We start from the raw sequence: 19,024 nt of genomic DNA on the forward strand, positions 1-19,024 counted from the left end.
CGCCGCGACGGCAAAGGCCGGTCGCGGCGCGGGGTGTTGCAGCGTCAGGCGAAAATCTTATTCGATCTGGCCGTGGCAGTGTTTGAATTTCTTGCCCGAACCGCAGTAGCACAGCTCGTTGCGGCCCAGCTTCTGGTCATTGCGAACCGGGGTCTGGGCCAGGGCCACATCGACCTCTTCACCCAATGCTTCAGGCTCATCCAGACCCGGCGCTTCGTCATGCTGGAACTGCATGCGCGCCGCCAGTGCTTCGGCTTCCTGACGCAGGCGTGCTTCTTCCTCGATCGGGTCTTCGCGACGCACCTGAACGTGGGACAGCACGCGGATCGAATCGCGCTTGATCGAATCCAGCAATTCGGAGAACAGCGTGAACGACTCGCGCTTGTACTCCTGCTTCGGGTTCTTCTGGGCGTAGCCACGCAGGTGGATACCGTGGCGCAGGTGGTCCATGGTCGACAGGTGGTCTTTCCACAGGTCATCCAGCACGCGCAATACGATCTGTTTCTCGAAGGTGCGCAGAGCTTCGGCACTCGCCTGCTCTTCTTTCTCGTTGTACGCCGCCAGCAACTCGGCCATCAGTTTTTCGCGCAGGGTTTCTTCATACAGGTGGTCGTCTTCGTCCAGCCATTGCTGAACCGGCAAGTCCACACCGAAGTCGCTCTTCAATGCCGCTTCCAGGCCGGCAACATCCCACTGCTCAGGCAGCGACTGTGGCGGAATATGCGCGCTGACAGTGGCGTTGAGCACGTCCTGACGGAAATCAGCGATGGTCTCGCCAATGTTGTCGGCGGCCAGCAACGTGTTACGCATGTGATAGATCACTTTACGCTGTTCGTTGTTGACGTCGTCGAACTCGAGCAGTTGCTTGCGAATATCGAAGTTGCGGCCTTCTACTTTGCGCTGGGCCTTCTCGATGGCGTTGGTCACCATGCGGTGCTCGATCGCTTCACCGGACTGCATGCCCAGGGCTTTCATGAAGTTCTTCACCCGGTCCGATGCGAAGATACGCATCAGGCTGTCTTCCAACGACAGGTAGAAACGGCTGGAACCGGCATCACCCTGGCGGCCGGCACGGCCACGCAGCTGGTTGTCGATACGACGCGATTCGTGACGCTCGGACGCGATCACCTGCAAGCCACCGGATTCCAGCACAGCCTGGTGACGCTTCTGCCAGTCGGCCTTGATCTGGGCGATCTGCTCAGGCGTTGGGTTGTCGAGCGAGGCCACTTCCACTTCCCAGTTGCCGCCCAACAGGATGTCGGTACCACGACCGGCCATGTTGGTGGCGATGGTCAATGCGCCTGGGCGACCGGCCTGGGCAATGATCTCGGCTTCTTTTTCGTGGAACTTGGCGTTCAGTACCTTGTGCTCGATGCCTTCCTTGTTGAGCAGGTTGGACACGTGCTCGGAGGTCTCGATGGTGGCGGTACCCACCAGGATCGGACGGCCCTTGGCCATGCCGTCCTTGATGTCGTTGATGATCGCCGCGTATTTCTCTTCGGCGGTCAGGAACACCAGGTCGTTGTAGTCTTTACGCGCCAACGGTTTGTTCGGCGGAATGACCATCACGGCCAGGTTGTAGATCTGGTGGAATTCGAACGCTTCGGTGTCGGCCGTACCGGTCATGCCGGACAGCTTGTTGTACAGACGGAAGTAGTTCTGGAAGGTGGTGGACGCCAACGTCTGGCTTTCGGCCTGGATGTTGAGGTGTTCCTTGGCTTCGATGGCCTGGTGCAGGCCTTCGGACAGACGACGACCGGGCATGGTACGACCGGTGTGCTCGTCAACCAGTACCACCTGGCCGTCCTGCACGATGTATTCGACGTTGCGATGGAACAGCTTGTGGGCGCGCAGGCCAGCGTACACGTGGGTCAACAGGCCCAGGTTGTGCGCCGAGTACAGGCTTTCGCCTTCGGCCAGTTCGCCGATCTGGGTCAGCATTTCTTCGACAAACTGGTGACCGGCTTCGTTGAGTTCGACCTGGCGGGTCTTCTCGTCGATGGTGAAGTGACCTTCTTTGGTCACCACGCCTTCCACTTCCTCGATGTGCTGCTCAAGACGCGGGATCAACTTGTTGATCTCGGTGTACAGGCGCGAGCTGTCTTCGGCCTGGCCGGAGATGATCAGCGGGGTACGGGCTTCGTCGATGAGGATGGAGTCGACTTCGTCGATCACGGCAAAGTTGAGTTCACGCTGGAATTTTTCATCCATGCTGAACGCCATGTTGTCGCGCAGGTAATCGAAACCGAATTCGTTGTTGGTACCGTAGGTGATGTCGCAGGCGTACGCGGCGCGCTTCTCTTCCGGCGGCTGGAACGGCGTTACCACGCCGACGGTCAGGCCGAGGAATTCATACAACGGGCGCATCCAGTTGGCGTCCCGGCGAGCCAGGTAGTCGTTCACCGTCACAACGTGCACGCCCTTGCCGGACAGTGCGTTGAGGTAAACGCCCAGGGTTGCCACCAGGGTCTTGCCTTCACCGGTGCGCATTTCGGCAATCATGCCTTCATGCAAGGTCATGCCGCCGATCAACTGGACGTCGAAGTGGCGCATGCCCATGACGCGCTTACCGGCTTCACGGGCGACCGCGAAGGCTTCGGGCAGCAGCTTGTCGAGGGTTTCACCTTTGGCTATGCGGGCCTTGAACTCTTGGGTCTTGGCGCGCAATTGCTCGTCCGACAGAGCAACCATCTGCTCTTCGAAGGCATTGACCAGCTGCACCGTCTTGAGCATGCGTTTGACTTCGCGCTCATTCTTGCTTCCAAAAAGTTTCTTTAACAAAGGCGCAAACATATCGGCAGGTTCTTCCACACATAGGGATGGAGGGCGCACCGTGAGTGGCCCGAGCAGCCCTCACGGCCGCATTGCGAACGCGCATTCTACCCGGAATCGTGGGTGAGGAAAGTGGCGTTGTTCCCTGAGACAGGCACGGCATAGTGAGAGGGCATGTTTAAAATAAGGGCTTTTGCTGGAACTTCAACCCACCAGGCGCAGAAGTTACTTATTGATTTGACGGAGAAAGCCCTGCCGACGCAGAGCCTCGGGGCATACAGGCGCTTTCTGCTAAGATAGCCGCTCTGTTACCTAAGGTGTCTAGACATGGCATTTCGCCCTCTCACAGCCCGCGCCCCCGGCGCGTTGCTCCGCGAAGCCAAACCGCTGAAAGCTATCTTCGGCCAGGCGCAACGCTTGGGCCATCTGCAACGCCTGCTGGAAAGCCAACTGCAGCCGGCCGCCCGGGAACATTGTCACGTCGCCTCCTGGCGTGAAGGCAACCTGCTATTAATTGTCACCGATGGGCATTGGGCCACCCGCTTGCGCTACCAACAGAAGCGCTTGCAGCGCCAGTTGATGGCGTTCGACGAATTTGCCAATTTGACGCGCATTCAGTTCAAGGTACAGCCACCCACCGTGCCGCAAGGCGCAGTGGGGCATACCATGGACCTGTCGGAAACGGCCGCCGAAACCCTTCAGGCCACTGCTGAAGGGATCAACGACCCGGGGTTGCGCGCTGCCCTGGAACGGCTGGCCGCCCATGCCCGGCCCAAAGCCTGAAGCGCTATTTGCGTTTGCTGCCGCCCAGCAACGAACCCAGCAACCCCCGCACCAACTGGCGCCCCATCTGATTGGCGGCCTGCTGCATGGCTGATTTCAACGCCTTGCCCGCCGTGGTCCCCAGGAATGCACCCGCCTTGTCGGTGAAGCTCGGCTCTTCGGCGGCCGGAGCAGCCTGCTCGGCAGGCCCAAGCTCCTTGCGGGCCATCAGCACCTCATAGGCAGACTCACGATCCACTGGTTTGTCATAGCGCCCCAACAGCGGCGAACTGGCAACCAACGCTTTACGTTCGGCTTCGGTGAGCGGCCCGATCCGCGATTGCGGGGGAGCAACCAGTACGCGCTGGACGACTTCCGGCGTGCCCTTTTCCTGCAAGGTTCCCACCAATGCCTCACCGGTGCCCAATTCTGTAAGCACCGACAAAGTATCGAACGTCGGGTTGGGCCGAAAACCGTCCGCCACCGCTCGCAGGGATTTCTGCTCTTTGGCGGTGAATGCGCGCAAACCGTGCTGGATGCGCAGGCCCAGTTGCGCCAGTACCGTATCCGGCAGGTCGCCCGGCGACTGGGTGACGAAGTACACGCCAACCCCTTTGGAACGGATCAGGCGCACCACTTGCTCCAGACGCTCCTGCAAGGCTTTTGGCGTATCGGCGAACAACAAGTGCGCTTCATCGAAAAACAACGCCAGCAACGGTTTGTCGGCATCGCCGCGTTCCGGCAATTGTTCGAACAACTCTGCCAGCAGCCATAACAGGAAGGTCGCGTAGACCTTCGGCGCTTCATGCACCAGGCGGCTGGCGTCCAGCAGGTGGATGCGACCACGCCCATCACTGGCGGGCTGCAAAATATCCTCCAGTTGCAGGGCCGGCTCGCCAAACAAGGCTTCGGCGCCCTGCTGCTCCAGCACCGCCAGGCGTCGTAACAAGGCCTGGCTGGAACCGGTGGTCATCAAGGCGGCGTCTTCGCCCAGCAGTTCCGGGTGATAGCGCAGGTGATTGAGCAGTGCCTTGAGGTCCTTGAGGTCCAGCAGCAACAGGCCTTCGCGGTCGGCCACTTTGAACGCCGCATAGAGCGCCGACTGCTGGCTGTCGGTGAGTTCCAACAGGCTGCCGAGCAAGAGCGGGCCCATTTCACTGATGGTGGTGCGCAACGGATGACCGGATTGGCCGTGGATATCCCACAGGGTGACCGGGTACGCCTGGGCCGTGTAATCAAGGAAGGGCATACCGGCGATGCGCTCGGCCACTTTGCCCTGGGGGTTGGCGGCGGCGCCCAGGCCGCAGAGGTCGCCTTTGATGTCGGCAGCGAACACCGCCACGCCCGCATCACTGAAGGCTTCCGCCAGGCGCTGCAAGGTGACGGTCTTGCCGGTGCCGGTGGCGCCGGCGATCAACCCATGACGGTTGGCCAGGCGCATGGACTGGGCGATGGGCTGGCCGTCAGGGCCTGCACCGATAAGCAGTTGTGTGGAGTCAGGCATTTCGTCACCTATGGTTAATCTTTAGTGCCGCGAGGTCGATATAGACGGATGTAAGCCCGACAAAGACTAAAAAACGGTCAGATAATTCCGATACGGACCAACGGAGCTATCACCAGAAATACCACACCTTTTTTAACGCTGCCATTTCGCGCCTCCCGCATTGGATGCGCCTCGGATATTAAGACCTTAGCGGACCCTTCAAGCCATGAACAAAAATCTGCGCTTCAGCCACAAGATCCTGCTTGCAGCCTCCCTTATCGTCATCGCCGCCTTTGCGTTGTTTACCCTCTACAACGACTATCTGCAGCGCAACGCGATTCGCGACGACCTCAACAACTATCTGCACGAGATGGGCGACGTTACCGCCAGCAACATCCAGACCTGGCTCACCGGACGTATCGCCCTGGTGGAAAACGCCGCACAGAACATCGCCATCAACCCTGAAAAAGCCGTCGTCGCCAGCCTGCTGGAGCAGAAAGCGCTGACCTCGTCATTCATGGCGACCTACGTCGGTGACAGCCAGGGCACGTTCACCATCCGCCCTGACACCAAGATGCCCGACGGCTTCGACCCGCGTGTTCGCCCCTGGTACAAGGGCGCCCAGGCCAGTAACGGCTCGACCCTGACCGAACCCTATATCGACGCGGCGACCGGGCAACTGATCATCTCCGTTGCCACGCCAAGCGCCAAGGGCGGCCAGAGCATCGGCGTGGTCGGTGGCGACCTGAGCCTGCAGACCCTGGTGGATAACATCGGCGCGCTGGATTTTGGCGGCATGGGCTATGCATTCCTGGTCAGCGCCGACGGCAAAGTGCTGGTGCACCCCGATAAAGCCCTGGTGATGAAGACCCTGTCGGACGTTTATCCAAAAGACACGCCGAAGATCAGCGGCGACTTCAGCGAAGTGCAAGCCAATGGCAAGACCAATATCGTGACGTTCACACCGATCAAGGGCCTGCCATCGGTGAACTGGTACCTGGGCGTTTCGGTGGACAAGGACAAGTCTTTCGCCATGCTCAGTGAGTTCCGCACCTCGGCGGTGATCGCCACGATCATCGCGGTGGTGATCATCATCGCCCTGCTCGGCATGCTGATCCGCGTCTTGCTGCAACCTTTGCACCTGATGACCCGCGCCATGCAAGACATTGCCGATGGTGAAGGCGACCTGACCCGCCGCCTGACCATCCAGAACAATGATGAATTCGGCACCCTGGGCAATGCTTTCAACCGCTTCGTCGAGCGCATTCATACCTCGATTCGCGAAGTGTCTTCAGCCACCGAGCACGTCAATGAAGTAGCCCTGCGGGTGGTCAGCGCCTCCAACTCGTCGATGGTCAACTCTGACGAACAGGCCAACCGCACCAACAGTGTCGCTGCCGCCATCAATCAACTGGGGGCCGCAGCCCAGGAGATCGCACGCAACGCCGCCCAAGCCTCCAGTCAGGCCAGCGACGCCAGGCACTTGGCCGAAGACGGCCAGCAGGTGGTTGAACGCAATATCAAGGCGATGACGCAGTTATCCAGCATGATCAGCACCTCAAGCACCAATATCGAAGCACTTAACAGCAAAACGGTGAATATCGGCCAGATTCTTGAGGTGATCACCAGCATTTCCCAGCAAACCAATCTGCTGGCGCTCAATGCGGCGATCGAAGCGGCGCGCGCCGGGGAAGCCGGGCGTGGCTTTGCGGTCGTGGCCGATGAAGTGCGCAACCTCGCTCATCGCACTCAGGAGTCGGCGCAACAGGTGCAGACGATGATCGAAGAGCTACAGGTGGGTGCCCGGGACTCGGTGACTACCATGAGCGAAAGCCAACGCCACAGCCTGGACAGCGTGGAAATCGCCAACCTGGCAGGCGAGCGCCTGAACAGCGTGACCCAGCGCATTGGCGAGATCGACGGCATGAACCAGTCGGTCGCCACCGCAACGGAAGAACAAACCTCGGTGGTGGAGTCGATCAATATGGACATCACCGAGATCAACACCCTCAACCAGGAAGGGGTGGAAAACCTGCAATCGACCCTGCGCGCCTGCTCGGACCTGGAACAACAGGCCTCGCGCTTGAAGCAATTGGTGGGCAGCTTCCGGATTTGAAATTCACCCGTAGGAGCGAGCTTGCTCGCGAAAAACGTCAACGATAACGCGGGCTGCCTGAAGAAACGCGACGTCTGCGAGTTTTTCGCGAGCAAGCTCGCTCCTACAGCGTGCGTTTGTCCACTCCCGCCACCGTCATGCTGCGAATCTAAACCGAACATCTATCCTTACCTCAGGTCCATCTAGGGAGAGCAATGGATCGGAGGGATGTTCATCGTGCATATCGCTGACATAACCATGTTCTACGCCCCGGCCAGCGGTGGCGTACGCACTTACCTTGACGCCAAGCACCGGCGTCTGGCGCTCAAGCCGGGCATTCGCCATAGCCTGTTGATTCCTGGCGCACACTTGAGCGAGCAGGACGGCATCTTCAAAGTACCGGCGCCCGCCCTGCCCTTCGGCAAAGGCTATCGCTTCCCCCTTCGTTTGGCGCCTTGGCGAAATGTCCTGCACGATTTACAGCCCGACCTGATCGAAGTGGGCGACCCTTACCTGACCGCCTGGGCCGCGCTGGATGCCCGACGCCAATTGGATGTGCCGGTCATCGGCTTTTACCACTCCGACCTGCCACTGCTGGTGAGCAACCGCATGGGGCCTTGGTTTACCCCCAATGTTGAAGCCTATGTGCGCAAACTCTATGGGAATTTTGACCGAGTGCTCGCCCCCAGCCAGGTAATGGCCGACAAGCTCACCGGGCTTGGCGTCAGAAATGTCTTCGTGCAACCCCTGGGCGTAGACCTGCAAACCTTCACCCCTGAGGTACGTGACCCCGGCCTGCGCGCCGAACTGGGGATTGGCGAAGACACTCGGCTACTGATCTTCGCCGGGCGCGGCTCCAAGGAGAAAAACCTGCCGGTGCTGCTCAACTGCATGAAACGCCTGGGGGAAGGCTACCACTTGCTGCTGGTGGGCTCCGGCATGCCGGCCAGCGTGCCAGACAATGTCACCGTGGTTGACGGATTCCGGCCCGCCCAACATGTCGCTCGGTTGATGGCCAGCGCCGACGCCTTACTGCATGGTGGCGACCAGGAGACCTTCGGCCTGGTGATCCTGGAAGCCATGGCCTGCGGTATTCCAGTGGTCGCCGTGGCGGCCGGGGCCTTTACCGAGATTGTCGACGAGCGTTGTGGCCTGCTGTGCGCGCCAAACAACCCCAAGGCCATGGCCGAGGCGGTGCACGAGCTGTTCAGTACCGACAGCCGACGCCTGGGTGCTCAGGCTCGGCGCCATGTCGAGCAGCATTATGCGTGGGACACGGTAGTCGACAGCCTGCTGGGGCATTACTGCGCCGTGCTGGGCAGCCATGAACCGATGCTCGCCCATGGCTGAGCGCGCGCTGATGCTGGTACTGCACGACGTGGCTCCGCACACCCGGGCCGACTACCGGCCGTTCGTCGAGGCCGTCGATGCACTGGGCCACGTGCCCATCACTTGGCTGGTGGTGCCAGACTTCCATCACCATGACGACTTGGCCGCCCACCGCGATTTTCGGCGCCTGCTCGACAGCCGTGTCGCCAAGGGCGATGAGCTCACCTTGCACGGTTACTACCATTGCGACGACCAACCTCGGCCGCGTACGCCAAAAGAATGGTTTATGCGACGCATCTATACCCACGAAGGCGAGTTTTACCAGCTGTCCGAAGCCGAGGCGTTGCGGCGGTTGACCGCCGGCATTGAGGTATTTGAGCGCAATGGCTGGCCGCTGCATGGCTTTGTTGCGCCCGCCTGGTTGATGAGCGACGGCACCCGGCAGGCATTGCGTCAGTTGCCGTTGAGCTACACCAGCGACCCACAACATCTTTATCGCCTGCCGGACTTTACGCCTATCAACGCCCCCGGCCTGGTGTGGAGCGCCCGCAGTGCCTGGCGCCGGGGATTGTCCAAAATCCTCAGTGATCGCCGTGAACAGCGGTGGCAGGAGGCCCCGCTGATCCGACTGGGTTTGCACCCGGTGGACATGCGCCACAGGTTTTCCCGCGATTATTGGCTAGACACCCTGCAACGCCTGCTCAACACGGGGCGCGTCCCCCAAACCAAGGCCGCCTGGCTGGCGACGCAGCCATGGGCCGACTGATCTGGTTAGTGTTGGCGCTCTTGGTGGCGCTGGTGATCCCATTGTGGCTGGGCGGCGGCGAAAGCATTGCGCGCCTGCGCCAGTTTCCCTTGCCCCAGTTACTGGGGATGTTCGCCATGATCATTGGCTGCTGGCTGATCAACAGTCTGCGTATCCGCCTACTGCTTGGCGAGCATCGCGGCGAGTTAGGCCCGCTTAAAAGCCTTGGCGTGGTGATATCCACCGAGTTCGCCATGTGTGCAACACCCGGCGGCAGCGGCGGGCCGTTGACCCTGATGGCCCTGCTGGCACGCAATGGCATCCGCCCCGCCCAAGGCAGCGCGGTGTTTGCCATGGACCAGTTGAGCGACCTAGTGTTTTTTCTCTGCGCACTGGTGGGGATCTTGCTCTATGCGCTGTTCCATAGCCTCAGCCCGCGTCTGGAGTGGTTGCTGGGGCTCAGCGCCGTGTCGATGGTGGGTGGGGTAATCAGTGGCTGGGCCGTGGTGCATTTTCACCGACGGCTGATTCGCCTGGCGGGTTTGGCACTCAAGGCCATGAAGGTCAGTGCTACCACCCGCCGACGCTGGGCACGCCGGTTGCTGCGTTTTCTTGCGGCGTTCAGCGCCACCCTGAAACTACCCCGGAGCACCTTGCTTGGGGTCTTTGCGCTGACCAGCCTGCATTGGCTGCTGCGTTACAGCGTGCTGTACCTGGCGCTGCGCGGGTTGGGGGGCGAGGTGCAGTGGGCCTGGAGCTTTCTGATCCAGATGTTATCCCTGACTGCCGGGCAGTTCAGCCTGGCGCCAGGCGGGGCCGGCGCTGCGGAGTTGACGTCAGCGGCACTGCTGGCGCCCATGGTGGGCACATCCACAGCGGCTGCGTCGATTCTGATCTGGCGCGCGGTGACCTACTACTTCTATTTGCTGGCCGGTGCGCCAGTGTTTCTATTGATGGTCGGCAAACCGCTGCTCAAGCGTCTTTTTCAGGGGCGGCAGGCGGCTGGTCCTGCGCCTGTGTCTGTTCCCATAAACGCGCCGCGCCTGGAAAATCAGTACCATCCTCGGCATCCAGCGCGTCCGGGTCGTAACGACTCAAACAGCCCTCGCCCAAGGTAGCAGGCGCCCGTGAGGTGGCTTTATCCAGCGGGTCGCTCATGGGAATCTCCTGAAACAGAAATAAAAAAGGGCCTGGAGAGTTTTACCTCCAGGCCCCGGTGTCTTCAATCAAAACCGCTGGGTCAGAAGACCACGGTCTTGTTGCCGTGCACCAACACGCGATCTTCCAGGTGGTAGCGCAAGCCACGGGCCAACACCATCTTCTCGACATCACGGCCGAACCGCACCATGTCTTCAATACTGTCGCTGTGGCTGACGCGCACCACGTCCTGCTCGATGATCGGGCCGGCGTCCAGCTCTTCGGTCACGTAGTGGCAGGTTGCACCAATCAGCTTCACGCCACGCAGGGAAGCCTGGTGATAAGGCTTGGCACCGACAAAGGACGGCAAGAAGCTGTGATGGATGTTGATCACCTTGCCAGCGTATTCGCGGCACAGCTCCGGTGGCAGGATCTGCATGTAGCGCGCCAGCACCACTACATCCGCGTCATGCTGCTTGACCAGGCGCGACACTTCGGCGAATGCCGGCTCCTTGTCCTGTGGGTTGACCGGCACATGGTAATAAGGGATGCCATGCCATTCGACCATGCTGCGCAGGTCGTCATGGTTGGAGATCACGCAGGCAATCTCGCAATCGAGTTCATCGCTGTGCCAGCGGTGCAGCAGGTCTGCCAGGCAGTGGGATTCGCGGCTGGCCATCAGCACCACGCGTTTCTTCTGCTCTGTATCGGTGATGTGCCAGGTCATCGAAAACTCTTCGGCAATCGGCGCAAACGCCTCGCGGAAGGCTTCCAGGCCAAAGGGCAACGTATCGGCACGGATTTCGTGACGCATGAAAAACCAACCACTGAGATCGTCCGAGTGATGGCTCGCCTCGGTGATCCAGCCATTATGGGAAGCCAGAAAGTTACTGACCTTGGCAACGATGCCAACCCGGTCCGGGCAAGCAATCACCAGCCGAAAAGTGCGCATTAGGGGGAAACTCCAGAACTTCACAAAGGCCGCTATTCTAGCGATTACGCAGAAAAACTGCAGTATTCCCTTGCACCTTATCTTGAGGCATGGCCGTGGTAACACCCCTTAATCGTGTAAGGTTTTACCAGCGCTATATGACGATACAACGGCATGCTCAGGCCGGTAGCAAAAAATTAAGGTGATTATCTTTTGCGCATAACGCTTACTAATTAACTCATCGGCCAGGTTTTCTCCCACACATTCAATGTCATTCGCCTAAATACCGTCTTAAATGTTTACTTGATGAAATTGCCTGACTATTATTAGGCCACTCACCCTGTCAATCAGCGTTCTACATAAGGTAGTCCACATGTCACTGATCAACGAATACCGCGCCACCGAAGAAGCTATCAAAGAGCTGCAAGCCCGTTTGAAGAACCTGTCCGAAGACGACAAGCTGAAAACCGAGCTGGAATTCGAAGGCAAATTGCGCACCCTGATGGGTGAATACTCCAAATCCCTGCGTGACATCATCGCGCTGCTGGATCCAGAGTCGAAAGTTAAAGCACCGCGTGGCGCTGTGAAAACTACCGGCACCAAGCGTGCTCGCAAGGTCAAGCAGTACAAAAACCCGCACAACGGCGAAGTGATTGAAACCAAAGGTGGCAACCACAAAACTCTGAAAGAGTGGAAAGCCAAGTGGGGCGGTGACGTAGTTGAAGGTTGGGCAACCCTGCTGGGCTAAGCCCGGTCGGACGTTCACCCGATACGTCACACATGAAAAACGCCAGCTTGCTGGCGTTTTTTATTGTCTGAATATTCTGTAGTTATGCACCTACAGATTCAGGCGCGCCGCTAAGGAATCCACATAGTCCTGCCATTGCGCCAGTACCTGGCACTGAAACGATGTAGCACTAACCGCCAACTCCTCACGCGCCTGCTTAAATGCCAAGAGGGTATTCGGCGCCCCCCACTGTGCATCCGACAAACGTTGCTGACAGAAAAGTTTCCAGCGTTGTTGCTCCTCATTGTTCAAGGTTTCAGGAAAGTTACGCGCCCGGTAGCGAAATAATAATTCCGGCAAACGATGATCATCGAACGGCCACTGCTGACGGGCTAATTGCGCGGGCTCTGCCATGCGAACTTGCTCACATAAACGGCGGTCACGGTCACCAATAAAACCCTCGTAGAGCTGCTGCTCCGGGTCCGAGTTTGACGCAAAGTCTTCCTCGGCATAAATGGCCGCTAACTTGTCCCGCCAAACTTCATGTGCGTCAGTTAGCCGCAGCGCCCGCGCGAGGCAAGCTTCCTTATCCAATTGAAGGCGCTCGAGGTCTTGAGGGCGCAGCACCTTCAACGGCGCAACCACCGGGCAGCGGTTGATATGCAGCAACTTGAGCGGAACCGGCAGTTCACCTTCGGCTAGCTCATCGCGGCGCGTGTAAAGACGCTGACGCAGCGTCGTCGCATCCAGGTCCAACAGCCCTTGTGGATCGAGCCCCAGGTCACAGACGATCAAGGCATTGCGATTGCGCGGGTGCCACGCCAGGGGCAAGACCACGCCCAGATAATGGCGCTCGGCGGAAAAACGCCCCGAGATATGCACCATCGGTTGCAGCAACCGCACCTGATCCATGACCCGCTGCTTGCTGCGCAATTGAAACAACCATTCATACAACTTCGGTTGTTTCTCCCGGACCAACCGCGCCAGGGCGATGGTTGCACGCACATCCGACAACGCATCATGGGCCTGGCCATGGTCGATGCCGTTGGCCTCGGTCAAGCGTTCGAGCTTGAGGGTCACACGCCCATCCTGCTCGGGCCAGTTGATGCCCTCCGGCCGCAGGGCGTAGGCGGTGCGCATCACATCGATCAAGTCCCAGCGACTGTTGCCGCCCTGCCACTCGCGCGCATACGGGTCGAAAAAATTGCGGTACAGACTGTAGCGCGTCATTTCATCGTCGAATCGCAGGGTGTTGTAGCCGGCGCCGCAGGTACCTGGCGCGGCCAGTTCGGCGTGCACCCGAGTCATGAAATCGGCTTCGGCAAGGCCCTTCTCGGCGAGGACACCCGGCGTGATGCCCGTGATCGCGCACGCTGCCGGGTGAGGCAGGATATCGTCGCTGGGCTGGCAATAAAGATTGATCGGCGCACCGATCTCATTGAGCTCAAGGTCGGTGCGGATCCCGGCTACCTGGAGCGGGCGATCATTGCGCGGGTTGATGCCAGTGGTTTCATAGTCGTACCAGAAAATCGAGGTCACGGGCTATTCCTGTGCTGAAGATCGACAAAGTCTAGGCGCTGCAAGGCGTTGGGAGCCAGCGATACCTGACTGTATAAATATCCAGAAAACCCTCGAATGGTTGCTTCCACCGTCGACACTGCTAGCATCCGTGTCTCGCAAGTCGCCTCGCACTGCCAAGGATCGCAATGCCATCAACGCCTTTGGATACCCACTATCAGATAGAAACGCCGGAGGGCATCGACCTGCCCCTGCGTCCTGCTGGCCTGCCCTCTCGGGCATTGGCCTTTGCATTCGACCTGGGCGCGCGAGGGATCATCATGGGGATCCTGCTAGTGCCGCTGGCGCTGCTCGGCAATGTGGGGATCGGGCTGGGTTCGCTGCTGCTGTTCGTGGTGAGCTGGTGGTACATGGTGTTGTTCGAAGTGCTCAACCAGGGCTGCTCGCCGGGCAAGCAGGTCATGGGCCTGCGCGTGGTGCAGGATGACGGCACGCCCATTGGCTGGTCGGCATCATTGATCCGCAACCTGCTGCGTTTTGTCGACATGCTGCCCTTCGGTTATTTCCTCGGCGCGATCAGTTGCCTGCAGCATCCGCACTTCAAGCGGCTCGGCGACCTGGCGGCAGGCACGCTGGTGGTCTACCGCGATCTGCCGCTGGTACGCCCGAGCATCCCTCAAGCACCCGCCCTGCGCCTACCCTTCGCACTGGAGCTGAGCGAACAGCGGGCCATCCTCGGTTTCGCCGAACGCCAGGCGGAACTCTCGGCCGAACGGGTGCATGAACTGGCCGCCATCCTCGCAGGGCCCCTGCAGGTGCCTGCACCGCGTGCCGTGGAGCAACTCAACGGTGTAGCGCGTGGCTTGTTGGGGCCGACATGAAGCAAAGCCTTTTTGAAAGCCGCCACCAGCATCAATGGCAAACCTTCGCCGAGCAGTTGAAGCAACTGGAGCAAGGTAAAGCCAAGGCCGCCGATGTCGCCGACTTCCCGCATCAATATCGACGCCTGTGCCAACATCTGGCCCTGGCTCAGCAACGCGGCTACAGCAGTTACCTGGTCGATCCGTTGCAACAGCTGGCATTGCGCGGCCATCAACAACTGTATCGTCATCGCAGCCAACTGACGGCAAACATACTGGCGTTTCTTCTCGCCGACTTCCCACGCCTGGTACGCGAACAATGGCGCTTCGTGCTGATCGCCGGCCTGCTGTTCTTTGGCAGCCTGGCGGGGATCGCCCTGCTGGTGTACCTGTTCCCCGACCTGGTCTACAGCATCATCAGCCCCCAGCAGGTGGCCGAGATGCAGGGCATGTACAACCCCGATGCCAACCGCCTGGGCCGCGCTGCCGAGCGTGCCGCCAGCGAAGACTGGATGATGTTTGGCTATTACGTGATGCACAACATCGGCATCGCCTTCCAGACCTTTGCCGCCGGCCTGTTGTTTGGCCTGGGCAGTGTGTTCTTCCTGATTTTCAACGGTTTGGTCATAGGTGCGGTCTCCGGGCACCTTACCGACATTGGCTATGGCCAGACCTTCTGGTCGTTTGTCATTGGTCACGGCGCATTCGAGTTGAGCGCCATCACACTGGCCGGTGCCGCAGGCTTGCAACTGGGCTGGTCACTGGTCGCCCCCGGGCGCTTGGCGCGCAGCGAAGCCCTGCGCCTGGCCGCGCGCAAAAGCGTAAGGATGCTCTGTGGTGTCATGGTGTTCCTGTTGATCGCCGCCTTTATCGAAGCCTACTGGTCCTCAACCACTCGCATTGAGCCCTGGTTCAAGTACGCGGTAGGCGCCGCCCTCTGGCTGCTGGTGGCCGCTTACCTGACCCTGGCCGGGCGGAGTCGCCATGCGCCTGACTGACGCCAGCGTAGTCATTCGCCCGCGCACTTCCTGGGAAGCCATGGACTTGGGTGTGCTGATGGCGCGGGAACACCGTTTCTTGCTGATGAGCAGTTGGGCGCTGGTGAGCCTTCCGATATTCAGCCTGTTGACGGTGCTGCTCTGGAGTTACCCGTCTCTGGTCATGTTCCTGTTCTGGTGGCTCAAGCCGGCCTTCGACCGCTTGCCGCTGTACATTCTTTCCCAGGCCCTGTTTGCTGAGCCCCCCAGCCTCAAACAGGCCGTTCGCCATTGGCCGCAGTTGCTCAAAGGGCAACTGTTCGCCAGCCTGACCTGGCGGCGGCTGAGCATGAGTCGCAGCGTCACCCTGCCCGTCAGCCAACTGGAAGGCCTGGACGGTGACGCACGTCAACGACGCCTTGGGGTGTTGCTGCAACGTAACGCTGGCGCCGCACGCTGGCTGACGACGATCGGCGTACACCTGGAAATCGGTCTGTGGTTTGGCGGCATGGCCCTGTTCTATCTCTTCATCCCGCAACAGGTTGAACTGGACTGGGACTGGCAACGACTGGTATTGGCATCAGGCTCGGACGTGCTTTGGCTTGAGCACCTGAGCAATGCTTTCTATGCCCTGGTCCTGGTGTTCTGGGAACCCATCTACGTCGCCTGTGGCTTCAGCCTGTACCTCAACCGCCGCACGGTGCTGGAGGCCTGGGACCTGGAACTGGTATTCCGTCGCCTGCGCCAGCGCCTGAACAACGTTGCACCGCTGCTGTTGCTGGTCGTTGGTCTGGCACTGCTACAAATCAGCCCACCGACCATGGCAGATGAAACCACAGCCCATAAGCCACTTAGTACCCAGACCGCCAGCCAATCCATCCAGGCATTGCTGGAAAAGCCACCTTTCAAGAACCCGGAAACCGTCACACGCTATCGGTTTGGCGAAGAAAAAGCGCCGGTTGAAAACAAGGCCAAGGGCGACGGCAAATTACCCGGCTGGCTCCAGGCACTGCTCGACAACCTTAACAGCGACACCTTCAAATACGTCGCCAAAACCTTGGAAATACTGCTCTGGAGCCTTGTGATTGGCGGCCTGGCCCTGGTGTTCTGGCGTTACCGTGAATGGTTGCGCACGTTCGTCAGCCGCCTTGGACCCACTCGCACTACCGCCCCCTCGCCCGTTCCCGCTCAGTTGTTCGGCTTGGAGCTGGGCGCCGAGACATTGCCCGAAGACATCGCCAGTACCGCCGAACAGCTATGGCCTACTCAGCCACGGGAGGCCCTTGGCCTGCTGTATCGCGGGTTGCTCAGCCGGCTGCTGCATGAGTTCGACCTGCCACTGACAAGCGCCGATACCGAGGGGCAGGTGCTGGAGCGCGTTCATCGTTTGCAACAACCGCAATTACTGGCGTTCAGCGACGAACTGACGCGCCACTGGCAAAACCTGGCCTATGGTCACCGTCTGCCGCCCTCTTCAGCCCAACAAAAACTGTGCAGCGACTGGCGTGCTCTTTTCAGTGAAGGAGCGAGCCAATGAATCGCGCGCTATTGTGGACAGCGCTGTTGTTGGCGTGCCTGCTGGGTGCGGGCGGCTTATATGCCTGGCACAAAGCAATTCCCTACGACGAAGTGGTTGACCGGGGCCCGTCGCCAGAGGCACGCGCCAACCCTTACCTGGCCGCCGAGCACTTTCTACGCCAGCAAGGCGTGGTTGTGGCGCACGCCAATGGCCTTGAACGACTCGCCGACCTGCCTGCCAAAGGCCATAGCCTGTTGCTGCTGGGGGAGCGCAGCAACATGACCCCGCGCCAGGTCGAACAACTACTGGGCTGGGCAAAAGCCGGTGGCCACCTGCTACTGGTCGCCGAGGCATTATGGGATGAAGACGCCGGCACAAGCGGTGACCTGCTGCTTGATCGCCTCACTATCCGTCAAACCTTGAGCGACACCTTCGACGAACCCGTGCCACCGCGTAAAAAAAACAAGCCGGATCTGACAAAGCTCTACGTCGACAACGAAACCGCCCCGGCGTACTTCAGTTTTGACACCGACTTCAACCTCACCGACCCCAAGCACCTGGCGCAGTTTTCCGCCAACAGCGCCAAGTCCAGCCACCTGATGCAACTTGACCTTGGGCAAGGCCACGTAACGGTGATCACCGACAGCGACCTGTGGAAAACCGCCAATATCGGCAAACATGATAACGCCTGGTTGCTGTGGTACCTGAACCAGGGCACTGACGTCACCCTGCTGTTCAACAGCGACACAGACGATCTGTTTACTCTATTGCTCCGTTATTTCCCCCAGGCCCTCGTCGCCCTGGTTGCGCTGCTTGCTCTGGGGCTGTGGCAGGCAGGCATGCGCCAAGGCCCGATCCAGGCACCGGCTCCCAAGGCGCGTCGCCAGTTGCAGGAACACTTGAAGGCCAGCGCGGACTTCCTATTGCGCCGCAGCGGCCAGGGCACGTTGTTGCAAGCCTTGCGACACGACATTCTGCGCGCAGCCCGGCGACGTCATCCCGGGTTCGAACACCTCGATGCGCCAAGGCAACGGCAGGTGCTGGAACACCTTACGCGACAACCCCCTCACATCATCAGCCAGGCGCTTGAGCCCGTTGCGCTGAAGCGGCTCTCCAACGCCGACTTCAGCCGACAGGTGGCGCACCTGCAAACCCTCAGGAATGCCTTATGAGCGACTCTCCACTGGCCACCACCCTGACCGCCGAAAAGCTTCAGCACGCCAGCCAGCAGGCCCAGGCGCTGCGCGTGGAATTGCGCAAGGTCGTGATTGGCCAGGACCTTGTGATTGACGACGTGCTCACCGCCCTGATCGCAGGCGGCCACGTATTGCTGGAAGGCGTGCCAGGCCTGGGCAAGACCTTGCTGGTACGAGCCCTGGCCCGCTGCTTTGGCGGTGATTTCGCCCGTATCCAGTTCACCCCGGACCTGATGCCCAGCGATGTCACCGGCCACGCCGTTTACGACCTGCAGACCGAACAGTTCAAACTGCGCAAGGGGCCGATATTCACCCACCTGTTGCTGGCCGATGAGATCAACCGTGCCCCCGCCAAGACCCAGGCAGCGCTGCTGGAAGCCATGCAGGAACGTCAAGTGACCCTGGAGGGCGAGGCGTTGCCCATCGGCCAGCCCTTCATGGTGCTGGCGACCCAGAACCCCATCGAACAGGAAGGCACCTACCCACTGCCCGAGGCCGAGCTGGACCGGTTCATGCTCAAGGTGCGAATGGACTACCCAGATGCTCTACAAGAGCTGGATATGGTCCGCGAAGTGACGCGCTCGTCCAAGGCCGACATGCTGGAGGTACAGCCGTTGCGTACGGTGCTGCAAGCCGCGGACGTAGTAACGATGCAGCAAATTGCCAGTGACCTGCCACTCGATGAGCAGGTGCTCGACTACGCCGTGCGCCTGGCCCGTGCCACGCGCAGTTGGCCGGGGCTGGCCATCGGTGCCGGCCCCAGGGCCTCCATCGCCCTGGTACGCGGGGCACGTGCCCGTGCGCTGTTGCGCGGTGGCGAATTCGTCACCCCCGATGACATCAAGGGCTGCGCCCTGGCGGTACTGCGTCACCGGGTACGCATCGCACCAGAACTGGACATCGACGGCTTGGAAGTCGACCAGGTGCTCCAGCAGTTACTCGACCAGATTGCAGCACCAAGGCAATGACGCGG

Annotated in this window: 15 protein-coding genes; 11 read left to right on the forward strand and 4 right to left on the reverse strand. The window is 60.1% G+C overall.

The genetic code is table 11. From position 1 onward, the window contains the following. Positions 1-57: 57 nt before the first annotated feature. Complete coding sequence (secA, locus tag BT204_RS13730) at positions 58-2,793, reverse strand: preprotein translocase subunit SecA (protein ID WP_014719726.1); 2,736 nt, start codon at positions 2,791-2,793, stop codon at positions 58-60. Between the two features lie 306 nt (positions 2,794-3,099). On the opposite strand from secA, the gene BT204_RS13740 reads away from it, so the two are divergent. Beyond that, the gene (locus tag BT204_RS13740) at positions 3,100-3,555 is read left to right on the forward strand and encodes a DUF721 domain-containing protein (protein WP_034128591.1); all 456 of its coding nucleotides are present in this window, start codon (positions 3,100-3,102) and stop codon (positions 3,553-3,555) included. A 4-nt stretch (positions 3,556-3,559) separates the two neighbouring features. On the opposite strand, the gene BT204_RS13745 is transcribed toward BT204_RS13740, so the two are convergent. Beyond that, entirely contained in the window at positions 3,560-5,038 is a 1,479-nt protein-coding gene (locus BT204_RS13745) for a helicase HerA-like domain-containing protein (protein WP_054918416.1), read from the reverse strand. A 205-nt stretch (positions 5,039-5,243) separates the two neighbouring features. Between BT204_RS13745 and BT204_RS13750 the strand changes: the two genes are divergently transcribed. The 4 genes from BT204_RS13750 to BT204_RS13765 all read left to right on the forward strand — a co-directional run bounded on the left by BT204_RS13750 (position 5,244) and on the right by BT204_RS13765 (position 10,304). Beyond that, complete coding sequence (locus BT204_RS13750; protein WP_034128593.1) at positions 5,244-7,133, forward strand: methyl-accepting chemotaxis protein; 1,890 nt, start codon at positions 5,244-5,246, stop codon at positions 7,131-7,133. A gap of 207 nt (positions 7,134-7,340) precedes the next feature. Next, a complete protein-coding gene (locus BT204_RS13755; protein ID WP_072447144.1) occupies positions 7,341-8,462 on the forward strand; it encodes an N-acetylglucosaminyl phosphatidylglycerol synthase in 1,122 nt (373 codons plus the stop codon). Further along, a complete protein-coding gene (locus tag BT204_RS13760) occupies positions 8,455-9,207 on the forward strand; it encodes an N-acetylglucosaminyl phosphatidylglycerol deacetylase (RefSeq protein ID WP_072447147.1) in 753 nt (250 codons plus the stop codon). Before BT204_RS13755 ends, BT204_RS13760 begins: the two co-directional genes overlap by 8 nt. Beyond that, positions 9,195-10,304 carry a glucosaminyl phosphatidylglycerol flippase gene (locus BT204_RS13765; RefSeq protein WP_072447149.1) on the forward strand — a complete coding sequence of 370 codons (1,110 nt, stop codon included), beginning with the start codon at positions 9,195-9,197 and terminating at the stop codon, positions 10,302-10,304. The genes BT204_RS13760 and BT204_RS13765 overlap by 13 nt, the downstream gene beginning before the upstream one ends. Before the next feature lie 122 nt (positions 10,305-10,426). Here BT204_RS13765 and purU read toward each other — a convergent pair whose 3' ends face one another. Next, positions 10,427-11,275, reverse strand: a complete 849-nt coding sequence (gene purU, locus BT204_RS13770) for a formyltetrahydrofolate deformylase (protein WP_019821236.1) — start codon at positions 11,273-11,275, stop codon at positions 10,427-10,429. A gap of 352 nt (positions 11,276-11,627) precedes the next feature. Between purU and mvaT the strand changes: the two genes are divergently transcribed. Next, positions 11,628-12,002, forward strand: a complete 375-nt coding sequence (mvaT, locus tag BT204_RS13775) for a histone-like nucleoid-structuring protein MvaT (RefSeq protein ID WP_019821235.1) — start codon at positions 11,628-11,630, stop codon at positions 12,000-12,002. A 90-nt stretch (positions 12,003-12,092) separates the two neighbouring features. On the opposite strand, the gene sbcB is transcribed toward mvaT, so the two are convergent. Beyond that, a complete protein-coding gene (sbcB, locus tag BT204_RS13780) occupies positions 12,093-13,520 on the reverse strand; it encodes an exodeoxyribonuclease I (RefSeq protein ID WP_072447151.1) in 1,428 nt (475 codons plus the stop codon). A gap of 167 nt (positions 13,521-13,687) precedes the next feature. Here sbcB and BT204_RS13785 point away from each other — a divergent pair, with 167 nt between their 5' ends. The 5 genes from BT204_RS13785 to BT204_RS13805 are packed head-to-tail and all read left to right on the forward strand — an operon-like array spanning position 13,688 to position 19,019. After that, the gene (locus tag BT204_RS13785; RefSeq protein ID WP_072447153.1) at positions 13,688-14,380 is read left to right on the forward strand and encodes an RDD family protein; all 693 of its coding nucleotides are present in this window, start codon (positions 13,688-13,690) and stop codon (positions 14,378-14,380) included. Beyond that, complete coding sequence (locus tag BT204_RS13790; RefSeq protein WP_072447155.1) at positions 14,377-15,357, forward strand: stage II sporulation protein M; 981 nt, start codon at positions 14,377-14,379, stop codon at positions 15,355-15,357. Before BT204_RS13785 ends, BT204_RS13790 begins: the two co-directional genes overlap by 4 nt. Then, positions 15,344-16,873 carry a DUF4129 domain-containing protein gene (locus BT204_RS13795; protein WP_072447157.1) on the forward strand — a complete coding sequence of 510 codons (1,530 nt, stop codon included), beginning with the start codon at positions 15,344-15,346 and terminating at the stop codon, positions 16,871-16,873. The genes BT204_RS13790 and BT204_RS13795 overlap by 14 nt, the downstream gene beginning before the upstream one ends. Continuing rightward, positions 16,870-18,027, forward strand: a complete 1,158-nt coding sequence (locus BT204_RS13800; protein ID WP_072447159.1) for a DUF4350 domain-containing protein — start codon at positions 16,870-16,872, stop codon at positions 18,025-18,027. Before BT204_RS13795 ends, BT204_RS13800 begins: the two co-directional genes overlap by 4 nt. Beyond that, positions 18,024-19,019 carry an AAA family ATPase gene (locus BT204_RS13805; protein WP_034128602.1) on the forward strand — a complete coding sequence of 332 codons (996 nt, stop codon included), beginning with the start codon at positions 18,024-18,026 and terminating at the stop codon, positions 19,017-19,019. Before BT204_RS13800 ends, BT204_RS13805 begins: the two co-directional genes overlap by 4 nt. The last annotated feature ends 5 nt before the right edge of the window (positions 19,020-19,024 follow it).

Source organism: Pseudomonas sp. NFPP02 (assembly GCF_900119355.1).
Lineage (GTDB): Bacteria > Pseudomonadota > Gammaproteobacteria > Pseudomonadales > Pseudomonadaceae > Aquipseudomonas > Aquipseudomonas paracarnis.